This is a genomic window from Actinophytocola sp. (genome assembly GCF_050699935.1).
Taxonomy (GTDB): domain Bacteria; phylum Actinomycetota; class Actinomycetes; order Mycobacteriales; family Pseudonocardiaceae; genus Actinophytocola.
This window is the reverse complement of record NZ_JBOHGB010000004.1, coordinates 1-22,713: the sequence shown is the minus strand read 5'-3', so window position 1 is coordinate 22,713 and position 22,713 is coordinate 1. Positions and strand designations below refer to the sequence as shown.

Annotated in this window: 19 protein-coding genes; 14 read left to right on the top strand and 5 right to left on the bottom strand. The window is 67.3% G+C overall.

Annotated features, from left to right (window positions below; translation table 11 throughout):
- Window positions 1-74 precede the first annotated feature (74 nt).
- A complete protein-coding gene (locus ACRDTB_RS02690) occupies window positions 75-767 on the top strand; it encodes a GntR family transcriptional regulator (protein ID WP_431428271.1) in 693 nt (230 codons plus the stop codon).
- On the opposite strand, the gene ACRDTB_RS02685 is transcribed toward ACRDTB_RS02690, so the two are convergent.
- From ACRDTB_RS02685 to ACRDTB_RS02670, 4 genes are read right to left on the bottom strand one after another with little or no spacing between them, the layout of a single operon-like run.
- A complete protein-coding gene (locus ACRDTB_RS02685; RefSeq protein WP_431428270.1) occupies window positions 746-2,587 on the bottom strand; it encodes a CoA-transferase in 1,842 nt (613 codons plus the stop codon). The genes ACRDTB_RS02690 and ACRDTB_RS02685 overlap by 22 nt on opposite strands.
- Entirely contained in the window at window positions 2,584-3,369 is a 786-nt protein-coding gene (locus tag ACRDTB_RS02680) for an enoyl-CoA hydratase-related protein (protein WP_431428269.1), read from the bottom strand. Before ACRDTB_RS02680 ends, ACRDTB_RS02685 begins: the two co-directional genes overlap by 4 nt.
- Window positions 3,370-3,393: 24 nt before the next feature.
- Window positions 3,394-3,792 carry a Zn-ribbon domain-containing OB-fold protein gene (locus ACRDTB_RS02675; RefSeq protein WP_431428268.1) on the bottom strand — a complete coding sequence of 133 codons (399 nt, stop codon included), beginning with the start codon at window positions 3,790-3,792 and terminating at the stop codon, window positions 3,394-3,396.
- A gap of 25 nt (window positions 3,793-3,817) precedes the next feature.
- Window positions 3,818-4,993, bottom strand: coding sequence for a thiolase family protein (locus tag ACRDTB_RS02670; protein WP_431428267.1), 1,176 nt, complete (start codon window positions 4,991-4,993; stop codon window positions 3,818-3,820).
- A gap of 242 nt (window positions 4,994-5,235) precedes the next feature.
- On the opposite strand from ACRDTB_RS02670, the gene ACRDTB_RS02665 reads away from it, so the two are divergent.
- The 13 genes from ACRDTB_RS02665 to ACRDTB_RS02605 all read left to right on the top strand — a co-directional run bounded on the left by ACRDTB_RS02665 (window position 5,236) and on the right by ACRDTB_RS02605 (window position 21,396).
- Window positions 5,236-6,549: a hypothetical protein gene (locus ACRDTB_RS02665; RefSeq protein ID WP_431428266.1), complete on the top strand. Its 1,314-nt coding sequence runs from the start codon at window positions 5,236-5,238 to the stop codon at window positions 6,547-6,549.
- Window positions 6,542-7,756 (top strand): thiolase C-terminal domain-containing protein, encoded by a 1,215-nt coding sequence (locus ACRDTB_RS02660; RefSeq protein ID WP_431428265.1) that lies wholly within the window; start codon window positions 6,542-6,544, stop codon window positions 7,754-7,756. The genes ACRDTB_RS02665 and ACRDTB_RS02660 overlap by 8 nt, the downstream gene beginning before the upstream one ends.
- Window positions 7,753-9,384 (top strand): class I adenylate-forming enzyme family protein, encoded by a 1,632-nt coding sequence (locus tag ACRDTB_RS02655; protein WP_431428263.1) that lies wholly within the window; start codon window positions 7,753-7,755, stop codon window positions 9,382-9,384. The genes ACRDTB_RS02660 and ACRDTB_RS02655 overlap by 4 nt, the downstream gene beginning before the upstream one ends.
- Before the next feature lie 1,773 nt (window positions 9,385-11,157).
- Window positions 11,158-11,748, top strand: a complete 591-nt coding sequence (locus ACRDTB_RS02650; RefSeq protein WP_431428262.1) for a UGSC family (seleno)protein — start codon at window positions 11,158-11,160, stop codon at window positions 11,746-11,748.
- 127 nt (window positions 11,749-11,875) lie between these two features.
- Window positions 11,876-12,811 carry an ABC transporter substrate-binding protein gene (locus ACRDTB_RS02645; protein WP_431428261.1) on the top strand — a complete coding sequence of 312 codons (936 nt, stop codon included), beginning with the start codon at window positions 11,876-11,878 and terminating at the stop codon, window positions 12,809-12,811.
- 12 nt (window positions 12,812-12,823) lie between these two features.
- Window positions 12,824-14,002: an FAS1-like dehydratase domain-containing protein gene (locus tag ACRDTB_RS02640; RefSeq protein WP_431428260.1), complete on the top strand. Its 1,179-nt coding sequence runs from the start codon at window positions 12,824-12,826 to the stop codon at window positions 14,000-14,002.
- The gene (locus ACRDTB_RS02635; protein ID WP_431428259.1) at window positions 14,002-15,228 is read left to right on the top strand and encodes a CaiB/BaiF CoA transferase family protein; all 1,227 of its coding nucleotides are present in this window, start codon (window positions 14,002-14,004) and stop codon (window positions 15,226-15,228) included. The genes ACRDTB_RS02640 and ACRDTB_RS02635 overlap by 1 nt, the downstream gene beginning before the upstream one ends.
- A gap of 62 nt (window positions 15,229-15,290) precedes the next feature.
- Window positions 15,291-16,373 carry a hypothetical protein gene (locus tag ACRDTB_RS02630; RefSeq protein WP_431428257.1) on the top strand — a complete coding sequence of 361 codons (1,083 nt, stop codon included), beginning with the start codon at window positions 15,291-15,293 and terminating at the stop codon, window positions 16,371-16,373.
- Window positions 16,373-17,632 carry a CaiB/BaiF CoA transferase family protein gene (locus ACRDTB_RS02625; protein WP_431428256.1) on the top strand — a complete coding sequence of 420 codons (1,260 nt, stop codon included), beginning with the start codon at window positions 16,373-16,375 and terminating at the stop codon, window positions 17,630-17,632. The genes ACRDTB_RS02630 and ACRDTB_RS02625 overlap by 1 nt, the downstream gene beginning before the upstream one ends.
- On the top strand, window positions 17,629-18,486 hold the full coding sequence (locus tag ACRDTB_RS02620) for an ABC transporter permease (RefSeq protein WP_431428254.1): 858 nt from the start codon (window positions 17,629-17,631) through the stop codon (window positions 18,484-18,486). Before ACRDTB_RS02625 ends, ACRDTB_RS02620 begins: the two co-directional genes overlap by 4 nt.
- Window positions 18,487-18,512: 26 nt before the next feature.
- On the top strand, window positions 18,513-19,379 hold the full coding sequence (locus ACRDTB_RS02615; RefSeq protein WP_431428253.1) for an ABC transporter ATP-binding protein: 867 nt from the start codon (window positions 18,513-18,515) through the stop codon (window positions 19,377-19,379).
- A gap of 62 nt (window positions 19,380-19,441) precedes the next feature.
- Window positions 19,442-20,197 carry an SDR family oxidoreductase gene (locus tag ACRDTB_RS02610; protein ID WP_431428252.1) on the top strand — a complete coding sequence of 252 codons (756 nt, stop codon included), beginning with the start codon at window positions 19,442-19,444 and terminating at the stop codon, window positions 20,195-20,197.
- The gene (locus ACRDTB_RS02605; protein ID WP_431428251.1) at window positions 20,194-21,396 is read left to right on the top strand and encodes an acyl-CoA dehydrogenase family protein; all 1,203 of its coding nucleotides are present in this window, start codon (window positions 20,194-20,196) and stop codon (window positions 21,394-21,396) included. The genes ACRDTB_RS02610 and ACRDTB_RS02605 overlap by 4 nt, the downstream gene beginning before the upstream one ends.
- 23 nt (window positions 21,397-21,419) lie before the next feature.
- Here ACRDTB_RS02605 and ACRDTB_RS02600 read toward each other — a convergent pair whose 3' ends face one another.
- Window positions 21,420-21,998: a TetR/AcrR family transcriptional regulator gene (locus ACRDTB_RS02600; protein ID WP_431428250.1), complete on the bottom strand. Its 579-nt coding sequence runs from the start codon at window positions 21,996-21,998 to the stop codon at window positions 21,420-21,422.
- Window positions 21,999-22,713 lie beyond the last annotated feature (715 nt).

The window sequence follows — 22,713 nt, the reverse complement described above, 5'->3', positions numbered from 1 at the left end:
CACCGGCCGACGCCAACATACGGTAGTACCCCCTCGCCCCTGCGTGTGGCGCCCCTGTGTTCGGGAGGAGAACAGTGGATGTCAATTCAAATCGTGCCCGCGGGCGGAATTCGGTGCATCGGGCTTTCCTCGGAAGCCAGATAGCCGACGTTCTTCGCCGCGACATTCTGCTCGGACGCATCAAGCCAGGGACCCGGCTGGCCCAACAGCAGCTGTGCGAGCAGTTCGGCACCAGCCGCATGCCGGTGCGGGACGGGTTGCGCGCCCTCTCACACGAGGGCCTGCTCACTGTCGACAGCGGCCAGCACACCGTCGTCGCGCCGCTGAGCAAGGCGGACCTGGCCGACTCGTTCCTGGTCGAGGGGATGCTGACCGGACTGGCGGCACGCCGGGCCTCGGAGCGGGCTTCGGACGCCGAGCTCGACGAGCTCGACGAGCTGCACCGCAAGATGATCGCCGCGGCCAAGTCGCGTGACCAGTCCGCTATGGCGGGGCTGAACTGGTCGTTGCACCGTCAGATCAACCGCCTGTCGGGGTCGCGCAAGCTGCTCGCCGCAATCCGCGCGGTGTCCCTCGACGTGCCACAGGACTTCCTGGTCCAGGTGCCGGACTGGTCGATCAAGTCCAACCGAGAGCATTACCAGATCCTGTTAGCCATGCGGGAGGGCAGGCATGACGATGTCGAGCGGCTGATGCTGGAGCACGTTGTCGCGTCTGGCAACGGACTGATCGCCTACCTGGAGTCTCAGGGGCTCAAGCTGGAGTGACGCCCGAGGAACAACGACTGTGGATCGAAGACCCGCAGCTGGTCGAGCTCGGTGCGGGTGGGTGGCGGCTCCGACGACAGGTCTCGGGCGAGGTCGAAGTCCCAGCCGGTACACGAGCGGATCCGGTCGACTGCCGCGCGCTGGTCCTGGCCCGCGGCCGGCGACGTGCGGCTCAGCACGAACTCGGCGCCTTCCGCCCGCTCGAAGACACCCAGCGTGGTCACGATGCTGCGCACCCGGTCGCCCGGACAGGTCACGTAGGGCACCTCGGCCACGAGCCGCCCCGGCAGGTGGCTGACCGTGACCACGACCTCCTGAGCGGCCGTCATGAGATCGTTCGCGCCGCCGGAGCCGACGATGAAGCTGCCGGTGGGTGAGTAGGTGGAGTTGGTGGCGCCGGTGCGGTCGATCTGACCCGCGCCGATGACGCCGATCGAGCGGGTCGCATCGCCGGCGACGAGTGTGCCGAGCACCCCCATGACGTCGGTGAGCATGGTGCAGGTGGGCACGTTCCGGTTGGCGAAGATGAACGGCTCGCCGGGCCGCGGCGTGTAGCCGAACATGCCGATCTCGGACATCAGCTGCACGTCCACGCCGGTGTCGCGCAGGTTCTCCACGCCCACCCACGCCGAGAGGTTGGCCAAGCCAACGCCGGCAAGCACCGCCTGGTGGTCACCTGCCCGCACCCGGCGGGCGAGCTGCCGCGCGGTCAGCACCACCTGGGTCTCGAGGTCGGTCGCGGGGGCGCCGGAGGACCAATGGGGGCTCAACTCCGCGCGCCATACGTCCTCGCCGGCCGAGTCAGCCAGCCGGGCCAGCCGGGCCGAACCGAGGCGGTCCAGGTACCCCGAGTGGTCCCTGACGCCGAGTATCCAGCTCTCGATCCAGTCCAGGAACCCATCCGGGTCGCCGGCGGCGGCCAGCGCGTCGGCGACGAACTCCTCGTCCTCGACGTAGCTGTGCACATCGGGGACGCCCGGGTTGTACAGCCCGTATGGATGGCTGCCGAACGGTACCTCACAGACCGCCAGCACGGCATGAGCTGGGACGCGCACCAGCGTGTTGAGCTGCCTGATGGTCGCCGTGTCGACGATCCGCTCGACGCAGGCGATGACGCCGCGCCGCGCGGCCAGCGCTCCCCAGTGGCTCTCCCCGTAGGGCGCCGACATGATCACGTTGCCCTGCGGGTCCGCAGCCACCGCCTGCATGACCACGACGTCCGGCCGCAGAGCGGAGACCAGGCTGGTGGGTTCCGCGGAATCGTCTCCTGCCAGCTCCATGTACTCGCCGCGGGCGGCGGCCTCGATGGCCATCGAGCTACCGGCCAGGGAGCGGACGGGAAAGTGCGACACGCCGAGCGCGCCCGCGGCCAGACGCGCGATGAGGCTCCACAGCGACCAGTTCTCGATCCGGACCCGCCCTTCGCGGACCGCGCGCACCATCGCCGGGTTCGGCCGCGCAAGCGGGTAGTTCTCCCCGGCGAAGGACGCGATCACCCGGTCCACCACGCCGAGCTCGAGCAGCGCGTGCTGCGCGTTCACCAGCCCCGCCGTGACCAGTGTCAGCCTTGGCTTCGTGCCGGCGAAGACCCGGGCCAGCTCGAACAGTGCCGCGTTGGGCCTGGCGTCGGAGTACGCCACATGCACCGTCGAGCCGGGTGTGACATGGGTGCGCAGCGCCTCGGCAAGCGTGGTGACCTTGGAAGTCCCGCTGTTCGCCGGCAACCGGAAGCGGTGCTCGAGCCGATCCGCCAGGCTGGCCATGTCCTGCTCGGGCGTGCGGTCCGTACCTCCCGGGCCACCCCGGCCTCGTGCCGTCACCTCCGAAACCGACCGAAGTTCGGCGGGCGCTTCTCTAGGAATGCCTTCGTGCCCTCGTGAAACTCGTCCGTATCGTGGATGAACGAGATCATCTGATGGCCGTGCAGCACCGAGGGCCACAGCTGGTCGGACTCGAAGTTGAGGGACAGCTTGGCCACACGCAGCGCCTGCGGGCTCAGCGAGAGCAGGCGCTGGCACCAGGTGTCGACCGCGGTGTCGAGTTCCTCGGCCGGCACCACCTTGTTGATCCAGCCCATCTCCAGCGCCTGAGCGGCGGTGTACTGCTCGCAGAGCATGACGATCTCGCGGGCGCGTTTCTCACCCACGAGCCGGGGGAGTAGCTGGGTCCCCCACCAGATCGGAACGCTACCCATCTTTGGGCCGGCCTGCCCGAACTTGGCGTCCTCGGAGGCCACGGTCAGGTCGCAGAGCAGCTGGAGCTCGTTGCCGCCACCGACAGCGTAGCCACGTACCCGGGCGATGACCGGCTTCCCGCAGCCGCGCATGATCATCGACAGGGTCGTGGTGCGGCGGTTCATCTGCACCGCACCCGCCGAGTCGGAGTCGTCTTCCCAGCTGATGTCGCCGCCGGAGCAGAACGCCTTCTCGCCGGCTCCGGTCAGCACGACAACTCCGACTTGCGGGTCGGCCTCGGCCTGGCTGAAGGACTGGATCAACTCGTCCAGGGTCTCCCTTCGGAACGCGTTGTACCTCTCTGGCCTGTTGATGGTGATTCGGGCAACACCCTCGGCCGCCTCGTATCGCACGTCATGGAATTCCATCTTGGTTCCTTCTGCTCGGGGTGCTCAGCGTTGGTGGAACACAGGCCGGACGAACTGGTCGGTTCCGTCTCCGAAGGAGTGGAACTCGACCCTGACCCGGTCGCCGTGTTTCGGTTCCGGTGCGCCCTCGGCAACGGCCAGCGGGGCGAACACCCGCACTCCTTCGGCCATGTCGACGTAGCCGACCCAGTAGGGCGCCTGAAAACCGCTGGGAGCGAGCGCCACCAGCACCGCCTCATAGACGACTCCGTGCCCGGACAGGGCGTGTCGCCGCATCTCACCCAGGTCGATCGGACACAGCTCCCGATACGGGTATCGGATCTCTCCGCAGCTGTCGCAGCGACCGCCGATCAGACACAGCCGGCCGGACTCGTCCTGCCCAACCACCTGCTCTAGTGCTCGGCTGCCCTCGCGGTCGACCATCGCCCCACACCTCCCTTGACGCGCGTCAGGCGCTGAGTCGCTCCAGAATCGTCACGCCGCTGGTGGCGAAGTCGCCCTCGTGGAAGCCGCCGGAGATGTGCGCCAGACCGACCCGGGCGTCGGTCACCTGGCGTGGCCCGGACCGGCCCCGAAGCTGGTCGGTCAGTTCCACGATCTGGGCCACGCCCGTGGCGCCGAGTGGGTGGCCTCGGGTGAGCAGGCCGCCGCTGGTGCTCACCGGCAGCTTGCCGCCCAGCGTGGTCACCCCTTCGGCGACCAGCCGTCCGCCCTCGCCGCGCGCGCAGAACCCGAGGTCCTCGTAGTGGATGATCTCCGCGATGGAGAACGAGTCGTGCACCTCGGCCACGCTGATGTCCGCCGGGCCGAGTCCTGCCTGCTCGTAGGCGCGGCGGGCACATGACTCATCCAGTGAGAAGGAGGTCAGGTCGCGGGCCTGGTCACGGTATAGGCCGGTGCCGGCAACCGCGGCCGACACTCGCACTCGCGGCGTCAGGCGGAGCCGAGCAGCGCCCTCGTCACTGACGATCACCGCGGCCGCGGCGCCGTCCCCGGTCGGGCAGCAGTCCAGCAGGTGCAGCGGGCCGGCGACCTGGCGCGAGGCCAGAACGTCGGCCACCGTGATCGGGTCACGGTACTGCGCTATCGGGTTCAGCGCCGCGGCCTGGCGGTTCTTCACCGCGACCTGCGCGATCTGCTCGCGAGTGGTGCCGTGCTCGGCCATGTGCCGACGCGCGGCCAGCGCGTAGTAGACCGGGGGCGTGAAACCGAGCTCAGTCTCCAGTTGCATGCCGTCGGAGGTGATCGGCCGCCCCTTGCCGTCGCGGCGGGACATCTGCTCCACGCCGACGACCAGTGCCACGTCGTGGAACCCGCCGGCCACGGCCATGTTGGCCACGTTGAACGCCATCGCGCCGGAGGCACAGTAGGCCTTCTCGTTGTACACCGGAACACCCTCGATGCCCAGCGTCCAGCCGACCAGCTGACCAACCCCGCTCTCCCGGCCCTGCAGGATGCCGCTGCGCGCGCAGCCGCAAGCGATCACCTCGATCGCGCGCTGCGGGACGCCGGCGTCCCGCAGCGCCAGGTACGCGGCGTCGCGGCCCAGGGTTTGCAGCTGGGCGTCCGGAAACTTGCCGAAGGGTGTCATGCCGACACCGGCAACATACGTGGGTCGCGTCAACAAAACTCACCTCACGGATACGGTATACCGATGCTTGCTGGTTCGGCAACCTGCCGACCGGGCGGCGCGGCTCACCCCATTGTCCGCAGGGTGTTGACCTCCTTCGACAATCGCGGCGCCGTTGCGGTGGGTTGTTGTCGCGAAATAGTTCGACTGGTTGACTCCGACACCACACGGACATACGGTATACCGTATTTAGATCAGTGATCCACGGACTCCTCTATGACGGCGAAGGGACGCGGATGACGATCGGGATCGAGTTGGCTGGCGCCTACGTCCCGCGCTACCGCCTGGAACCGACCCTGGCGCAGGCGTTGGGTTGCCCATCGGACATCCCGCTGCATGCGCCGGACGAGGACGCGCTAACCCTGCTGTGGACCGCGCTGGAACAGCTCACCGACCACGCCGCGTCGTCCGGCCCGCTGATCCTGCGCTCGCCGGCCGGCGAGCTGGAGCCGAGGGCGCTGGTCGCGTACCTCGCGGTCGCCGGACGGCTGACCGAACCGCGGTCCGTGCTGGCGATGTCGCCACAGACCGGCGCGGCGGGGGTGATCCGCGCCGCGGCCGGGCACGGTTCGGCGATCGCCGCGCTCGCCGACCAGGAACGGCCGGCAGACCTCACGGCGGCGCCGAGTTCCGACTGCTCGATAGCGTTGCGGTTCGGCGCGCCACGAGCGGCGGAGGTGCTGGGCGTGGCGTCCCTGGCCGTGCTGAGCTTCGACCGCTGGGCGCGGATGGCCGCGGACGGTCCGCCGGACACCCGGTTCGTCGAGGAGACACTGGTAGCCGGTGACGGTGCCGAGCTGCTAGGACAGCTCCTCGCCGGAGCTCGGGTCGCCTCGGGGCAGTTGGTCGGCGTGGTGGTCAGCGCAGCGGTGGGGATCAGGCACCATCGGCTGGCCAAACAGTGGCAGGTGCCGCGGGTGTGGAGCCCGCTCGGGGTCGAGCGCACCGCCGGCCGGCTGGCCGGCGCGACCCTGCTGGCCGCGTTCGAGCGGCTGCGCGAGGCCGGGCCCGGGGCGTTGTTGGCCGTCCTGGAGTTGGGTTGGGGCGGCGACGGGCTGCTGCTGCGCGCAGGGCCAGAGATCGGCACCGCGGTGCGTACCCTGGCCGATCCGCCGTGTGGCAGCTATGACTACCGGCGCTGGCTGCGGGCGGGTGCCGACACCCCCGACACCTGGACCTCACCGGCCAAGCTGCGCCGGGAAACCGGCAACCTGCTCGGCCTCGCCGCGAGGCGATGCGCGAGCTGCCGCGTGGTCACCTTTCCGGTCAACGAGAGCTGCGAGGGCTGCGGTTCGACGGACACCTCGGCATTCACCCTGGCTCGCCGCGGCACGGTGGTCAGCCACAACCTGGACCGGTTGTTCGCCGCGCCTGAGGAGGTCCAGATGGTCGTGGTGGACCTGGACGGCGGCGGCCGGTTCTTCGGCCAGCTGGTCGCCGACACCAGCCGGTGGGTCGTGGTCGGTGACCGGGTTCGGCTGGCGCTGCGCCTGCTGCACCGCGGTGCCGGCATGCCGCACTACTTCTGGAAGGTGGAACTCGATGACTGACCCGACCGGCGGCGGCGACGTGGTGATTGTCGGCGCCGCCAGCACCCCCTTCGGTGAGTTGTTCGGTGATGGATTCGCCGACCTGGCCAGGCGTGCCGCGACCGCCGCGCTGGCCGACGCGGCGGTGCCCCTTGACGAGGTGGACGCGGGGTGGCTGGCCACCGCGTTCGCCTACACCTACTCTGACGACGGCAACGCCGGCACCTCGCTGGCTGAACCGCTCGCCATGTACGGCCGGCCGGTGAGTCGGGTGGCGTCCTACTGCGCGTCCGGACTGGACGCGATCCGCCAGGCGAGTGCCGCGCTGCGGGGCCGTGTCTGTGACGTCGCGCTTGTGGTCGGGGCTGAGAAGATGCGCGATGTCGGGCCGCGAGGGAGCCTGGTGTTGCAGCACGTCGACCGCGGGCACCCGGTGCTGAGCAAGGGCCGGACCGCGCCCGGGATCTTCGGCATCGTGGCCGAGCGGTACGCCGCCGTCTACGGAGAGGTGCGTTCCGCGATGACCGCGGTGGCCAGGAAGAACCACGCGTTCGGTGTGTGCAACCCGCGGGCCCACTTTCGTGCCGAGGTCACTGCCGAACAGGTGGAGTCGGCGCCGCCGCTGGCCGGGCCGATCGGCCTGTACGACGCCTGTCCCACCACCGACGGCGCGGCTGCGGTCGTGCTGAGGAGGGCCACCGAAGCGCGCGGTGCGCGAGCGGCCACGATCGAGGGCATCGCCATGTCCAACGACCTGGGCTACTTCACCGCGAACATGTCCAGCCGGTTCGACATGCTGGGCTTCGAGTCGACCCGCAACGCCGCCGCGGCCGCCTACGCGCAGGCGGGGATCACTGATCCGCTCGACCAGTTCGATGTGGTGGAGTGCCACGACTGCTTCACCATCACCGAGATCGTCAACTACGAGGACCTCGGGCTGTGCGGCCGTGGGGAGGGCCGGGACCTGGTGCTCTCCGGCGCGACCGGCGTCGGCGGGAAGGTCGAGGTGAACACTTCGGGAGGGCTCAAGGCGTGCGGCCATCCGATCGGCGCGACCGGGGTGCGGATGGTGGTGGACCTCTGCGACCAGCTTTGGGCCCGCGCTGGCGAGCGGCAGGTGAGCGGGGCGCGGCGGGGTCTGGCACACGCACTCGGCGGTCCTGGCTCGCTGTCCTGCGTCGCGGTGCTCGCGGACGCGAGTCCGGTGGGGGGAGGTGCCGTCGAGTGAGTGCCGAACCAGGCGCGGCCCGCCACTGGATCGACGTGTTCGTTGCCAGGACGGAGGCCAGCCCTGAGGCGACCTACGCCGCGGTCGGCGATGTGACCATGAGCTACCAGGAGCTGCGCCGGTCGGTGGACACGCTGGCCAGCGCGCTGCTCGGAGTGGGCGTTCGGCCCGGCCAGGTGCTGGCCGTATGGATGACCAACAGCCTGGAGTTCCTGGTTGCGCAGTGGGCGACCTACCGGCTCGGTTGCGCGCTGCTGCCGCTCTACTCCTACTACCGCGAGGTCGAACTGCGTCACGCGCTGACCGAGTCGCGGGCCTCGGTGCTGTTCACCTCGAGTGAGTTCGCCGGCAAGGTCGACTCGGTGGCGATCCTGCGCCGGCTGCTTCCCGAGCTGGTCGAGGCCGATCCCGAGTTCGCCGGTTGTCCGGATCTGCGCCTGGTGGTATCGGCGGAGGAGTTGGGTCTGCCCGGTGTGCGGATCCTGGCGCGGTTGGTCGACGGTGTACCGATCGAGCACGGTGGGCTGGCGTGGGTGCGGTCGAGGATCGCGCCGACCGACGTCATGAACATCATGTACACCTCGGGCACCACCGGGGCACCGAAGGCCGGCCTGTCCATGCACGCGAACAACCTGGCGACCATCCGGGGCTGGAGCGAGCTGGCCGGGCTCGGCCAGTCCGACGTGATCCTCGCCCACGTGCCCATGTTCACCAACTTCGGCTGTCTCTACACCAACGGTCTGGCCATGTACAACGGCTGCCGAATGGAGATAACCAGGACTTTCGACGCCGGGAGCAGCCTGGACCTGATCGCGCGCCGGCGAGTGAGCTACATTCCCGGCGCCCCGGAGATGTTCCGCATGCTGCTGGCCCACGAGGACTTTGCCGGCACCGACACCTCCTCGGTGCGCGCCGCGCATATCGCCGGGTCCGCGGCGGATCCGGACCTGATGCGCCAGGTGATCGAGTTCGCGCCGAACGCCATGCAGGCCTACGGGATGAGCGAGTGCGGTGGGGTGTCCACGGTGAGCAGCGACCGCGACCCGATGGACCGGCGGACGACATCGGTGGGGCGACCGCTGCCGAGCGCTTTGGTGCGGGTCGTCGACCCGGAGACCGGGGCGGAGCTGCCGCCGGAGAGCGTCGGGGAGATCTGGTTCGGCGATGCCACGCCGGGCTCGTGCGTCGGAAAGGGTTACCTGGCCAGTCCGGCGGCGACCGCGATGGCGATCACCCCGGACGGCTGGTTCCGGTCCGGCGATTTCGGCAGGATGGATGCAGAGGGCTACCTGCATTTCGTCGGCCGCCGGAAGAACATGATCACGGTGGGCGGGTTCAACGTCTACCCGGCCGAGGTCGAGCGGCACCTGATGGCCTGCCCGGGGGTGGCCGCGTCCTTCGTGGTCGGCGCTCCGGACGCTCGGCTCGGCACCGTGCCGGTCGCGTTCGTGGTGCCCTACGGCGAGGTGTCCGAGACGGCGGTGATTGAGTTCATGCGCGAGCGTGTGTCCAGCCAGAAGCGGCCGCGGCGGGTCTGGCTGGTCGCCGAGGACGAGCTGCCGAGAACGCCGTCGGGCAAGGTGCGGGTGGTGGACCTGGCCAGGATGGCCGCCGCGCGCATGGGATGAGCGGCGATGACGTCTCTGCCGTTGGTCTCTCCTGTGCTGCGCTGCTGATTCACCATTCGGACGCGGGGAGTGTTATTCAGAAGTGTTGATCATGGGCAGGTAACACAACGGCCCCGCCTGGTTGAGATCGATTCCTTCCACCGGACACGATCACCAGGGGATGGTGGGGTGCGTGGTCGGCCTGCTGCTCTGGGGTTGTACCGATCGGTGTTGGTCACGTTGCTGTTGTCGCGGCAGAACTTGAGCCAGGCATTGGTCGCGGACTGGTTCGGGTATCGCAAGCGACCGTGTCGCGGACCTACGGCGCCTGCTGCCGTTGATCGAACAGGTCACCCGCGTGCACCGAGCACCCCCTGCCCGAGGCGTTGCGCGGCCGGGTGGAGCTGGTGGACGGCACCCTGGTGCCGATCGGCGATCGGACGGCGTTCACCACCGCCGGGTTCGCCGAACTCCTCGCCGACATCCCGACCATCGGCGACCTCGGCTACCAAGGCACCACCGCGTTCCGACCCCGCCGCAAACCACCCGGCCGCGCCCAAATCACAGCCAACGACACGTGGAACCGCGGCATCGTCACCCCCGCCGGGTCGCCGTCGAACGCGCCATCGCGCACTGGAAGGGCTGGAAATCCTCGCCTACGGCTACCGCGGCCGCCTCACCGAACTCCCCAACATCATCCGCATCGTCGCCACCCTTGGGGTACTACCGACTCAGCTGGTAACCCACTTCTGAATAGCGCTCGGGGAGTCGGTATACGTGTGTGGCGTTTACTGAATCCCCCGAGCGTCATCTGGGCGAGGCCAGGGTCGTCGTGTGCGTGCCGTCGTTGATCGACTTCGCCGCGTCCGTCTCGGTGCGCGGCTGGTCCTTCGAACGTGGGTGGAAAGCTCCGAGTGGAGTCGTGTTCTGTCGAGGGTCACGGGTATGAACCGCTCCGCCAGGCAGGTCCAATCGTTGGGCGGAGAGGTTGTGCGACGAGCGCTTGACGACCAGCGGCAACGGAGGTAATGTACCGATCAGTCCAACCGGATTTGGCCCTTCAAGTAGACCCCTCTCGAATGTGGAGCGGCGAGCGTCACTTGCGGTCGCGAGCCATCTCCTCGTAAATGTCACGTTCGACGCCGTTACCAGGTTTGTCGGACGTCAATCCCTCGTTGTGCGGGCGTGTTGACCTGCGTTTGACCGCGCGGCGGTCCGATGATCGTTATCGGGGTTTCGCAACGCTGCTGAGCACGATACATTCACGGCCGTGATCGGCCACGTAGGGCGTGTGGCCAGGTTTCGACGCCGGTCCCCGGGAAAGTCGAGGGCTGTGGATTCGCGCGTGTATTCCTTGTGGGACAAACACTCGAACAGTTGCCAGCGGCACCGTTGTCACGTCCTGGACTGGGGCGATGACGCTGGGGTGGCCGGTGCAACCTCCGGTGGAACGGACCCAACGTTCGCACGGCTGATGGTGGGGGTGGTCTACGGCCGATCGCCAAATCCGACCGGCTTGTAGCCGCGTGATCCCGAGCCGCGACACGGCTGCTGGTTCGGGCGTCCTCGATGTCGTTCGGCCGCATTGCTCAGACTCCTGATTTCGTTGTATCTCGCAAGCAATAACAGCAATTATTGATCTTCATCCCGTCGTGGTTGCGACCTATTCTTGGCCGGTGGAGGAACGCTTGACCGGCCGCGGGTCGCAGTTGTATTGTATCGATCAGTACAGAGCCATTCAGCGCCGTTAGTCGCAATGGGCTGGTCCCATGCTCCAGCGTGGAGGTATGTCTCGTGTCTATCAAGGTCGTGCGACCAGTTCCCATTCATCAGGCTCGACCGGCGACGTCACCATTGGCGTCGCGCCCGAGCACGCTCGATGGGAAGACGGTTGGCCTTCTGTTCAATTCCAAGGTCAACGCAGATATCTACCTCGAGCGCATGCAAGAACTACTTGATGCGAAGTACACCGGGATCAAGTTCGTCAACCGAACGAAGCCGACCGCGACCCGACCGACGGCTCCTGCCCTGCTCCGTGAGGTCTCCACCTGCGACGTTGTGGTGAACGCGTTCGGGGATTGCGGGTCGTGTAGTTCATGGAGCGTGCACGACGGCGTCGCCCTGGAACGTGCCGGCGTACCGAGCATAAGCGTTATCTCCGAACCGTTCGGTATCAAGGTTCGCCTGGAGGTCGAGAGTTGGGGTGTGCCTGAATTGCCTGTTCAGATTCTGCCGCATCCCATCGGGCAGCTGCCCCGCGAACGAATGCGGGCCATCGCCGACGATGCATTCGACGAAGTCGTGTTCGCGCTCACCAATGAGGCTAGCGTCGTGGCTGACGCGTATCGGGACGCAGTTTCGCCGAGATCGACCTACGATGTATAGGCAGTGGATTGGTTCACGACGGCCTCGCGCGCTCATCTTTTCCGCTCTGGCCGTGCTTTTGTTCACCGTGCCCGCATGCGGTGACGACTCCGCGGCCACTGGTTCCGGTTCGGGTGGCCTGCGGCATATGACCGTGACATTCGGCGGAAAGGTGATGACCTGGGCGCCGGCTCTGTTGACGGAGCGAATGGGCTTCGCTGAGGAAGAGGGCCTGGACGTCGAACACATCGTCTCTCAACAGGGTACCGCGTCCGCCCTGGCCGCTCTGATCAGCGGTAGCACTGATGCGGTGCTGGCCGGTGCTCCGGCATCGATGGCGCCGGTCAGGGAAGGCGCACCGGTCAAGCTGATCGGCGGGCCGCTGGTCGGCTATGGCGTCGAGATCACCGTGTCCAACGAGTTCCTCAAGCGTGCCGGTGTCACTCTCGATGATCCGCTCGACAAACGGATCGCCGCGTTGCGCGGCGCGAAGCTCGGCATTTACAACCCGGGTGATTCGGTGGACCAGCTCTACCGGGCGATCCTGCCAAAGGCTGGTATCGACCCTGACCGGGACGTGGAGATCGTGACGCTGCAAAACGCCGCGGGGGAGCTCGCAGCGCTGGCCAAGGGCCAGATCGACGCCATGGGCGCGTCCCCGCCGGGCGGCGCGCAGGCCGAGCAGGAGAAGTTCGGCACGATCCTGATCGACGGTCGAGAGGTGCCTGGCCTGGACGTCTATCCCTACGGTGTGCTGTCGGTCAACACCCGCGACCTCACCGGGGACAAGGCCGAGCTGATCAAGTCCTATGTCCGGGCGCTCAACAAGGCGCTGCAGACGATCCGGGATGATCCGGAGAGCACCAAGAGGCACCTGCACGAGGAGTTCCCCGACCTCGACGACTTCACCTTTGACATCACGTTCGAGGACATGCGGCGCAGCATGCCCGACTCGCTTGAGCTGAGCGAGGACCGCTTCCAGTCGTTGGCGAAGTTCGCCAAGGACCAGGGTAAAGACCTCGGGCTGGACTATGGCGAACTGATCGACACGACGCTGGTGAAGTCCGCACTGGACGGGAAGTAGAGGGCGGGGCACATGACCGAGCTCGACGGCCGGATCACCGATGAGGCGCTGAGCAAGCTCCGCGGCCGGTTCGGCCAGCAGTTTCCCATCGAGTACCCACATATCCGCTTCGTCAATGCGGACAGCATCCGCAACATCGCTTACGGCATTGGCGACACCAACCCGCTCTACACCGACCCGAACCACGCCGCCCGTTCCCGGTTTGGCCGGCTCGTCGCCCCGCCGGCGATGCTCTACGGAGCCGGCTGGGGCAGCGCGGACCTGCGGCGCGGCGACGGACTGCCCGGTGTGCACGCACTGCATTCCGGGGACGTCTGGTGGTACTACCGGCCGATCCTTGACGGCGACGAGATCCACGCGGTGAAGAGCCACATCAAGGCCGATCCGATGACCGGGCGCCTTGCCGGGAAGCGGATGGTCATGCAGGTCAAGGAGATTCTGTTCTACAACCAGGATAATGCGCTGGTTGCCAAGCAGCACATGCCGGTTATTCGCGCTGAGCGGGCGGCGTCGCGGGGGAAGGGCAGGTACGCCGGAGTCGAGCGTGCCATGTGGAACGCGGAGGACATCGCCAGCGTCGACGTCGAGCTCGACAGCGAGAGCGCGCGCGGCGCGAAGACCCGTTACTGGGAGGAGGTGTCGCTTGGCGACGAACTCGACCCAGTGGTGAAGGGGCCGCTGACGGGGTCGGACATGCTGGTGTGGCTGATCGCCGTTGGCGCGGCCTACAACCGGACCGGCAAGTATTGGCTCCGGCTGCGCCGTGAGCTGCCCAACATCTTCTACACCGACCCTGCGTCCGGTGTGCCGCAAGCCGTCGAGCGGGTCCACTGGGACGAGTACATGGCTGCCCAGATCGGGATGCCGGGCCCGTACGACTACGGCTCACAGCGCGGCGCGTTCGCCACCTACTTCGCCACCAACTGGGTCGGCGACGACGGATGGGTTGCCCACCTGGATGTTCAGTACCGGTCGATGTTCTTCGTCGGCGACGTCATGCGGATCGGCGGCAAGGTCACCGACAAGTGGCGAGGTGCCAAGAGCGGCACCGGTTTCGTCGAGTTCACCATCTCCTCGCGCAACCACAGAGGCGAGGACATCATGCCCGGCAAGGGTGTGGCGGCGCTCCCGACGCGGGACGGCGGTCCGCCGGCTTTTCCAGTCGATGTCGCGGCCGAGGGGCGGGCGTGATGGCCGCCGACAATACCCGGCCCGTGCTCAAGGGGCTGCGTATCCTCGACATCGCCCACCAGTACTCAGCGGCGCTGTCCGCCGGCCTGCTGGCCGACCTCGGCGCGGACGTGGTGGCCGTCGAGCATCCAAGCCGGCCGACCGCCGCCCGCACGATGATCCCCCGCAAGGACGGCGAGTCGTTGTGGTGGAAGGTGATGCAGCGCAACAAGCGGCTGGTCACCCTCGACCTGAGCACCGAGCGCGGGCGGGAGATCCTGCTGGAGCTGGCGCCGCACTTCGACGTCATCGTGGAGAACTTCCGCCCAGGCACACTGGAGCGCTGGCACCTCGGTCCGGCCGATCTCGAGGCTGCCGGTCTGAACGTCGTGTTGCTGCGGGTCAGCGGGTTCGGCCAGACCGGGCCCTACCGCGACCGGCCGGGCTTCGGCACGATCGCGGAGGCGTTCAGTGGCTTCGCACACCTGAACGGGGAGACAACGGGCCCGCCCACGTTCCCGTCCACCACGCTGGCCGACGGAGTCGCCGGTACGTTCGGTGCGCTCGGCATCCTCGCGGCGATGTGGAACCGGGCCACAGGTGACGCGGCCGGCGTCCAGGTAATCGACCTGGCACTGTTCGAGGGGCTCTTCCGGCTCATCCCGATCCAGATCCCCACGGTCGACCAGCTTGGCGTGGCCCCCATACGGCCGGGGAACAAGCTCACCAGCCACGGGGCGCTGCGCAACCTCTACACCTCGCGGGATAAGCGGAACTTCTGCGTCAGCGCGGTCGGGACGGACACGATTCGGCGAATCCTGGTCGCCGCCTCGGCCTCCGAACTGGTGGAGCGCCTCGACGGCGGCGCGATGTTCGACACGAATGAGAACGTGATCACGTTCCTCGAGAAGTGCGACGAACGGGTCGATGCCTGGGCGAGCGCGCTGGACTACGCGGACATTTCCCGCGCGCTCGCCGAGTCCGGAGCGGTGTACCAGGAGATCTACTCCGCTGAGGAGATCTACCGCGATCCGCACTACCAGGCCAGGGGCGACCTCGTGTCGGCGCCGGATTCAAAGCTGGGCCCGATCATGATGCAGGGGGTCGTACCCAAGTTCGTGGGCCGTGAGCACGTCGTCTCGCACGCCGGGCCGGCCAGGGGCACGCATACCGCGGAGGTGTATCGAGACCTCCTCGGCATGTCCGAGAGCGAGCTCGACGCCTTGCGAGAGCAGGGCGTGATCTGACTCGGTCGCCCTTGGCCGAAACACCATTTTCAGACCAGCAAACCGCGAACGAGGTGACTGCGTTGACCGACCTGCTGTCGATCGAGGGCACGACCGAGAGTGTCTCCGACTGGTACTACAAGGAGGGCTGGACGGACGGACTGCCCATCGTGGCCCCGACCGAGGAGGCGGTGGCGCGCTTCCTGGCCCACACGGACCGGCCGGACGACGAGGTGATCGCCACGATCGCGCCGACCAACGCCGAAGCCACGGTGTACCTCATCGCGGCCAACGCGGTAATGGCCGGCTGCCTGCCGGAGTACTTCCCCGTCGTACTCACCGCCGTGCGCGCACTGGCCCAGGCCGAGTACAACCTGCTCGCCGTGCAGACCACGACGAACCCGATCACCCCGCTGTACCTGGTGAACGGTCCGGCAGCGCGCGATCTCGGCTTCAACGGGGGCGCCGACTGCCTCGGGCCGGGTGTGCGGGCGAACGCCACGGTGGGTCGAGCGCTGCGTCTGTGCCTGGTGAACATCGGCGGTGCACGCCCGGGCCCGATCGACAAGTCCACACAGGGCCAGCCGGGCAAGTACACGCTGTGCTTCGCCGAGAATGAGGCGGAGAGTCCCTGGGAGCCGTACCACGTCGAGCGCGGCCTGGACCCCGCCGCCAGCGCCGTGTCGGTCTTCGGGGTCACCGGCACGCAGGCCATCGTCGACCTGTCCAGCAAGTCGGCGCTGGGCGTACTGAAGACCATCGCGAACTCCTGCGCGCACGTCGGTTCGGGCAGCATGCTGTATGGCGGTGGCGCGTTGTTGATCCTGTGCCCCGAGCACGCGCACATGATTGCCGACGCCGGGTTCACCAAGCGCGAGGTCGCCGAGTTCCTGTACGAGCACAGCCGGGTACGGGTCTCGGAGTTCCCACCGGATGTATACGAGGGTGTCGTGCGACGGCGGCGGCCGAGGCGGTACTACTCCCACGACGCCGACTCCACCGTGCCGCTGGCGGACGGCCCCGACGACATCCGGATCGTCGTGGCCGGTGGACCCGGTCCGCACTCGACCTACTGCTCTGGCGCGTCCGAGGCGATCGTCCCGGTTACCGAAGCCATCCAACCGGCCGACGGCGCGATCGTCGCCAAAGCCGGGCCCGAGGCGTGATGCCGGGGCCGGGGCGGGGCGGACCGCCGCTCGCGGGTATCCGGGTGCTGGACTTCACCCATGCGGCGGCGGGCCCCTTCGCGACCATGTTTCTCGGCGACCTGGGCGCTCAGGTGATCAAGATCGAGAAGCCCGGTCGCGGCGACGGCAGCCGGCACATGGGTTCGCCCATGCTCGGCCCGCTGGATTCGGAATACTACATCTCACTCAACCGCAACAAGCGGAGTGTTCTGATCGATCTGTCCACATCGGATGGTGTGCGAATCGCGCGGGACCTGGCCGCCGTGTCCGATGTAGTCGTGCAGAACTTCCGTCCGGGCGTGATGGACAGGCTCGGCCTCGGCTACGAGGACCTGCGGGCAGTGCGTCCAGGCTTGGTCTACTGCTCGGTGTCGGCTTTCGGTGACTTGGGGCCATGGCGGGATCGCCCGGCCAACGACATCATCATGCAAAGCGTGTCCGGCCTGATGGGCATCACCGGCGAGGTGGGCGGCGGTCCGGTGCGTATCGGTGCGCCGATCTCCGACTTCTCCTCCGGTCTCTTCGCACTGTCCGGCATCCTCACCGCACTCCTCGCCCGGTACAACCATCCCGATGGGCAGCACGTTGAAGTGTCCATGTTGGATGCTTCGATCGCGATGATGTCGAACTACATCCCGTCGGTCGTCACGCTGGGTGCGCGGGTTCCCCGGCTGGGACGCGGCCACGCACAGATCGTTCCGTACCAGGCGTTCCAGTGCGCTGACGGCGAGTATGTGATGGTCGGCGCGTTCACCAACGGGTTCTGGCGCCGGCTGGCCGAGGCGGTCGGGCATCCCGAGTGGCTGACCGACGAGCGGTTCGGGTCCAACGCCAGGCGCCTCGAGCACCGCGATGAGTTGCTTTCCCAGCTCGAAGAGATCTTCCAGGCCCGCCCGCGTGATGAGTGGATCGAGGTTCTGGAGGAGGCCGACGTGCCGAACAGTCCGGTGCTGGAGCTGCACGACGCGGTCGTCTCCGAGCAGGCGCTGGAAAGCTGTTCGACACAGCGGATCGAGGCCGACGGCGCGGTCGTCGACGTCGTCGGCCTGCCGATCCGGGGAGAGCACTGGGAACTCCACCCACCCACCATGCCACCGTCGATGGGGGACCACACCGGAGAAGTCATGCGAGACGTGTTGGGCGTCGACAGCGCGACCATCCAAGGCCTCGTCGAGCGGGGAGTGCTTGGCGTCGCAGAGTCCTCGATCAACCCGCAGGGCGCGAGGAGTACACCATGACCGCATCGGTTCCGTCGGTGAGCGACCCGGACGTAGTCCCACGCCGCGCGGCCCGCGACGGTGGCATGCGGGAGGAGCCCGAAGGCCGGCGTAGTGGTCTCACGATGGCCGCCGGCCGCATTGTGCTGGTCGTGGCGATCTGCGCGCTGTGGGAGTGGATCGCCGTCACCACCGGCGCCGAGTTCTGGATCAGCCGGCCAACCCTCGTGTTCGAGCAACTCGGCGAGTGGATCGGCAACGGCTACCTGGCCACCCACATTGGCATCACGCTCCAGGAGATGTTGCTCGGCTTTCTGCTCGGGGCGAGCGTAGGCATCGCTGTCGGCTTCATCCTCGGGTTGACCCCCGTCCTCGGCCGGCTGCTCGACCCGTTTATCACCGCGGTGTACAGCCTGCCAAAGATCGCGCTCGCGCCGCTTTTTGTGCTGTGGTTCGGCGTTGGGCTATCGATGAAGGTGATCCTGACGGCGGTGATCGTGTTCTTCCTCGTCTTCTGGAACACCTACACCGGCGTCCTTGAACGCAATCGGGAACTGGTTGATGTGCTCAGCGTCATGGGAGCCAGACGGCGGCATATCATCCGCAAGGTTGTGCTACCTGGTGCACTGACGTATATCTACGTCGGACTCAAGCTCGCGATCCCATACGCGCTGATCGGCGCGGTGGTGGGGGAGATCATCGCCTCCAACCGGGGGATCGGTTACATCCTGATGTCCGCCGCGGGCGCGTTCAACACGGCTGGCCTGTTCGCCGCTCTGCTCGTACTCACGATCATCTCGACAATTCTCAACGAGATTCTCAACCGAAGCGAACGGTACGTGCTGCGCTGGAAGCGGGCGGGGTACAAGTCATGAGCCGCCGCGCGGTAAGAAGCGAGGCCGTGGACGTGCCGGTCGAGAGCACCATGGGGGCCGACCACCGGTCCGCGCCAGCCAGTCAGGTGAGTCAGAACTCGGTAGCGGGCTCCGACTCGATGATCATTTTCGACCACGTCGGCAAACAGTTCTTCAAGCACGGTGAGCCAATGCAAGCGCTCGAGGATGCACATTTCACCGTCGCGCGAGGTGAGTTCGTCAGCATCGTCGGACCGAGCGGTTGCGGCAAATCGACACTACTGAACATCATCACCGGCTTGATGAAGCCCACCAGCGGGCAGGCACGGTACCGAGGTCGGCCGGTCGCGTCGGTCAACACCGCGGTCGGCTACGTGACCCAGCACGACACGCTTCTGCCCTGGCGGACCGTGCGGGCCAACATCGCCGTCCCGCTGGAGATCCGCGGCACCGGCGGGCAGAGAAGGCGCGACCTTGTCGACAGCGTGATCGACCAGGTCGGCTTGAGTGGGTTCGGCGATCACTATCCAGCCGAGCTCTCCGGTGGTATGCGCAAGCGCGTCATTCTCGCTCGAGCACTGGTCTACGGACCCGAGTCGCTGGCGATGGACGAGCCGTTCGGCGCCCTCGACGCCCAGCTGAAACTCGTGTTGCAAATGGAGCTGCTCAATCTCTGGTACGAGTCGGAGCGCACCATTCTCTTTGTCACGCATGACTTGGCCGAGGCTGTGACACTGTCCGATCGAGTTGTGGTGATGTCGTCCCGGCCCGGACGGGTTCGCGCCATAGAAGAAATCGACATTCCCCGGCCAAGAGACGTGATGAAGGTTCGTTTCGACAAGCGTTACAACGAGCTGAGCCACCATCTGTGGGAAATGATCCAGGACGACATGCTCGAAGGTGAGGACATGTAGAGGGTCGGTCCTCGCAACCGTCCTGCCACGTCCGCCGCGGCACCGACCCGACCGGGAAACCCATGCCTCATGAACTTGCGTACCAAGCGGCCTCAAACCGTCGTGTCGCCCTGGTCACCGGCGCGTCTCGAGGCATCGGCGCCGCGATTGCGCGACAATTACTCGACAGGGACTGCCTGGTCGCCGGTGGCTACCGCACCGGACACGCGGCAGTGGCCGGGCTCAGCGACGAGTATCCGGACCGGGTGCTGCCCGTCGCCATGGACCTTGCCGATGACACGTCCGCGGTGCTCGCCGTCGAGCAGGTGCTGAGCGCCTGGTCCGGGCTGGACTCGCTGGTGCTCAACGCCGGCATTTGGCAGGGCGGCCAGCTCGTCGACATGGACAGTGCCGACTGGTGGCGCGTGGTCGAGGTCAACGTCCGCGGCACTACGGCACTCGCGAGGGCCGCGCTGCCGGCGCTCATGTGCGGCCGCGAACCCAGCATCCTGCTGGTGTCCTCCGTCGTGGGCCTGGTCGGCTACGCCGGTGACACCTCCTACGCCAGTGCGAAGGCCGCGGTGATCGGCTTTGCCCGTTCCCTGGCCAAAGAAGTCGGTCGTGCCGGGATACGGGTGAACGTGCTCGCGCCCGGATTCGTCGACACCGAGATGACGGCAAAGGTGCCGGCACGCTCCCGGGCCGCCATCGTGAAGGACACCGTGCTACGCCGCTTCGGCACGGTGGAGGAGATCGCCAAGGCGGCGGTGTTCCTGTCCGAGGACGCCACCTACTGCACCGGAACAGTGCTCACCGCGGACGGAGGCTGGTCGACATGACCGCGATCGACGAGCAGACGGGGAGTGGGTTGCCCCCACGGGAGTACGACCTGCTTCGCGCCGCCATCCGGGACACGATCTGGACCGTGCTCGACCCGCTGGCCGAGCAGATCGACCGAACCGAGTCGATCCCGTACGACATCGTGCTGCCGGCATTGCGCGAGTGCGGGGCCTTCGGTCTGCTGGTGCCGGCCGAGTACGGCGGTTCGGGCCTCTCGATAGCCCAATACCTGCCGATCATCGCGGAGTTCGCGAAGTCCCATGGCGGCATTCGAGCGCTCGTACACGTGCACAACTCCTTCGCCCACGCGCTATCGGAGATTGGCAACACCGAGCAGCGCGCCGCCGTGCTGCACGGCGCGGTCACCGGCGAACGCTCACTCGCGTTCGCGCTGACCGAACCGGGCCATGGGACCGGAGCCGACCTCGGCTCCACCGCCGTGCGCGACGGCGACAGCTACCTGATCAACGGAGCCAAGTGGCTGATCACGAACTCAGATCTAGCATCACACTTCCTGGTGTTTGCCAAGACCAACCCCAGCCAGGTCTCGGCCTTCCTGGTCGAACGGCACGCGCCCGGCCTGACGATCGAGGCGATGCCCGAGACGATGGGTTGCAAGGGCGGAGAGCACGGCCGACTCACGTTCACCGACACCAGGGTGCCCAAGTCGGCCCTGGTCGGCGCCGATGGAGACGGGCGTGTCCACCTCGAGCGCGCGCTGGAGGTCAGCCGGGTCTTCATCGCGGCCAGCTCCCTCGGCACCGCAGAACAGGCCCTCGACCTGTCGCTGCGCCACGCTCGGCAGCGGGTCACGTTCGGCAAGCCGATCGCCGAGCGTCAAGCGGTTCAGCGGTATCTCGCCGAGATGGCGATCGATGTCTATGCGTTACGCGGGATGCTGGCCGACGCCGCAGCCAAGTGGGACGCCGGCCACCGGCTTCCCGCCGAGTCGGCGATGGTCAAGCAATTCGGCCTGGAGGCGGTGGGCCGCGTCACCGACCGAGCCCTGCTGGTGCACGGCGGAATCGGCTACACCCGTCAGCTCCCCATCGAACGGCTCTACCGGGACGCCCGGCTGAACTGGCTCGAGGAAGGCCCACCAACCATCCAGTACCTGGTGGCCGCGCGCGAGCTCGTCGCCGGCTATACCTTCGACGACGCGTTCGACCCAGCCCATGGCGACCTGACCTGGGGTTGATGCCGCCGCCGCGCGTGCGGCGCTCAGGCCCGGATCCCGTAGAGCAGCGCATCGATGAACTGATCGGCCAGCTCGTCCGGACTCAGCGGTCCATCCGGCTCGAACCACAGATAGGTGTAGTTGAGCATGCCGAGTATCCCCTTGAGCAACAGAGGCGGCGTCTCCTTCAGCTTGCCAGCCTCGACGCCCCGGTCCATAGCCCGCCGCCAGTGGCCCTCGTAAGCTTTACGCGCGGCCAACACGCGCTCGCGCCGCTCCCCGGTCAGCGCCGAGAACTCCCGAAAGAAGACCGTCCACTCTGCTCGGTGGTCGGCAATGTTGCGCAACAGCGCCCGAGCCATTTCATGTAGAAGTTTCTCCGGTGTAAGCGCGAGCGTAAGGATCTCCGCGGCGCGGTTGTTCATTCGATCGACTTGCCCACTGCAGATCGCGAACAGCAAGGACTCCTTGCTGCCGATGTAGTGATACAGGGCGCCCCGGCCGAGTCCGACGACCTCGCCGAGTTCCGCGACCCCGGTCCCATGATATCCGTTCTTGGCAAAGAGATCAGCAGCGGCCGCGATGACACGCCCCTGATTGAACTCATATGCGGTCTTGGTCATCAGATCCTGCCGTCATCCAATTTGTGTCGATCGCACCTTCGGCCATTTTACCTTGCCGGGGCTGTACATCGACAGCGCCCAACATGTGCGGGATGTCTAGTGCTGTGACCGGGAAGGTTCGCCGGGTTTGTCAGGCTGCGGTGGCGAAGGGTCGTCCGACCCAGCGGACACCTCTTCGCCGCGGATGCGGGCTCGTTCGCGGCGTTGCGCGGCGAGAACGTCGGGGTGGCGGGCGTTGGCGTTGCGCCAGTCGAGGTAGCGGTGCAGCGCACGAGTCCGCACCGTGTGGTTCGGGTGTTCGGCGTCGGCCAGGGTGAATCGCCGCAGGGGCCCGAAGTGCGCCTCGATGGGTTTGGCTCAGGAGGCGTCGGTCCTTTATGGCCTGACAGGTTGTCCAGGATCACGTAGAACGGAGCACCGTTGGGGCGGGCGGCGTGGATCGTTCTTCAGCGCGGCGACCCGGTCGGGTGTGCCGGGGTGGCTCAGCAGAGCTTGGCGTCTGGATCGGGATCGGTGGACTGCAATCGTAAGAAGCCCGTCCGCACCCCCGTCCCGGTGGGGCCCTCAGCTGACGTGTCCTGTTTGCGCGATCGCTACGGTGAGTAGGTGGGCGGCTGGGCCGGTGAGGCGGCGGCCGCTGGGCCATACCGCGCGTAGGGTGCGGCGGAGTTCGATGCCGGTGATGGGGACGGTGACGAGTCGGTGGGTGGCGAGG

What these genes read in the sequence shown, in the direction of transcription:
- ACRDTB_RS02680 (WP_431428269.1), bottom strand. Translation starts at nt 3,369, where the DNA reads ATGGAATTCCATGACGTGCGATACGAGGCGGCCGAGGGTGTTGCCCGA.
- ACRDTB_RS02675 (WP_431428268.1), bottom strand. Translation starts at nt 3,792, where the DNA reads ATGGTCGACCGCGAGGGCAGCCGAGCACTAGAGCAGGTGGTTGGGCAG.
- ACRDTB_RS02665 (WP_431428266.1), top strand. Translation starts at nt 5,236, where the DNA reads ATGACGATCGGGATCGAGTTGGCTGGCGCCTACGTCCCGCGCTACCGC.
- ACRDTB_RS02660 (WP_431428265.1), top strand. Translation starts at nt 6,542, where the DNA reads ATGACTGACCCGACCGGCGGCGGCGACGTGGTGATTGTCGGCGCCGCC.
- ACRDTB_RS02645 (WP_431428261.1), top strand. Translation starts at nt 11,876, where the DNA reads ATGACCGTGACATTCGGCGGAAAGGTGATGACCTGGGCGCCGGCTCTG.
- ACRDTB_RS02640 (WP_431428260.1), top strand. Translation starts at nt 12,824, where the DNA reads ATGACCGAGCTCGACGGCCGGATCACCGATGAGGCGCTGAGCAAGCTC.
- ACRDTB_RS02635 (WP_431428259.1), top strand. Translation starts at nt 14,002, where the DNA reads ATGGCCGCCGACAATACCCGGCCCGTGCTCAAGGGGCTGCGTATCCTC.
- ACRDTB_RS02625 (WP_431428256.1), top strand. Translation starts at nt 16,373, where the DNA reads ATGCCGGGGCCGGGGCGGGGCGGACCGCCGCTCGCGGGTATCCGGGTG.
- ACRDTB_RS02620 (WP_431428254.1), top strand. Translation starts at nt 17,629, where the DNA reads ATGACCGCATCGGTTCCGTCGGTGAGCGACCCGGACGTAGTCCCACGC.
- ACRDTB_RS02610 (WP_431428252.1), top strand. Translation starts at nt 19,442, where the DNA reads ATGCCTCATGAACTTGCGTACCAAGCGGCCTCAAACCGTCGTGTCGCC.
- ACRDTB_RS02605 (WP_431428251.1), top strand. Translation starts at nt 20,194, where the DNA reads ATGACCGCGATCGACGAGCAGACGGGGAGTGGGTTGCCCCCACGGGAG.
- ACRDTB_RS02600 (WP_431428250.1), bottom strand. Translation starts at nt 21,998, where the DNA reads ATGACCAAGACCGCATATGAGTTCAATCAGGGGCGTGTCATCGCGGCC.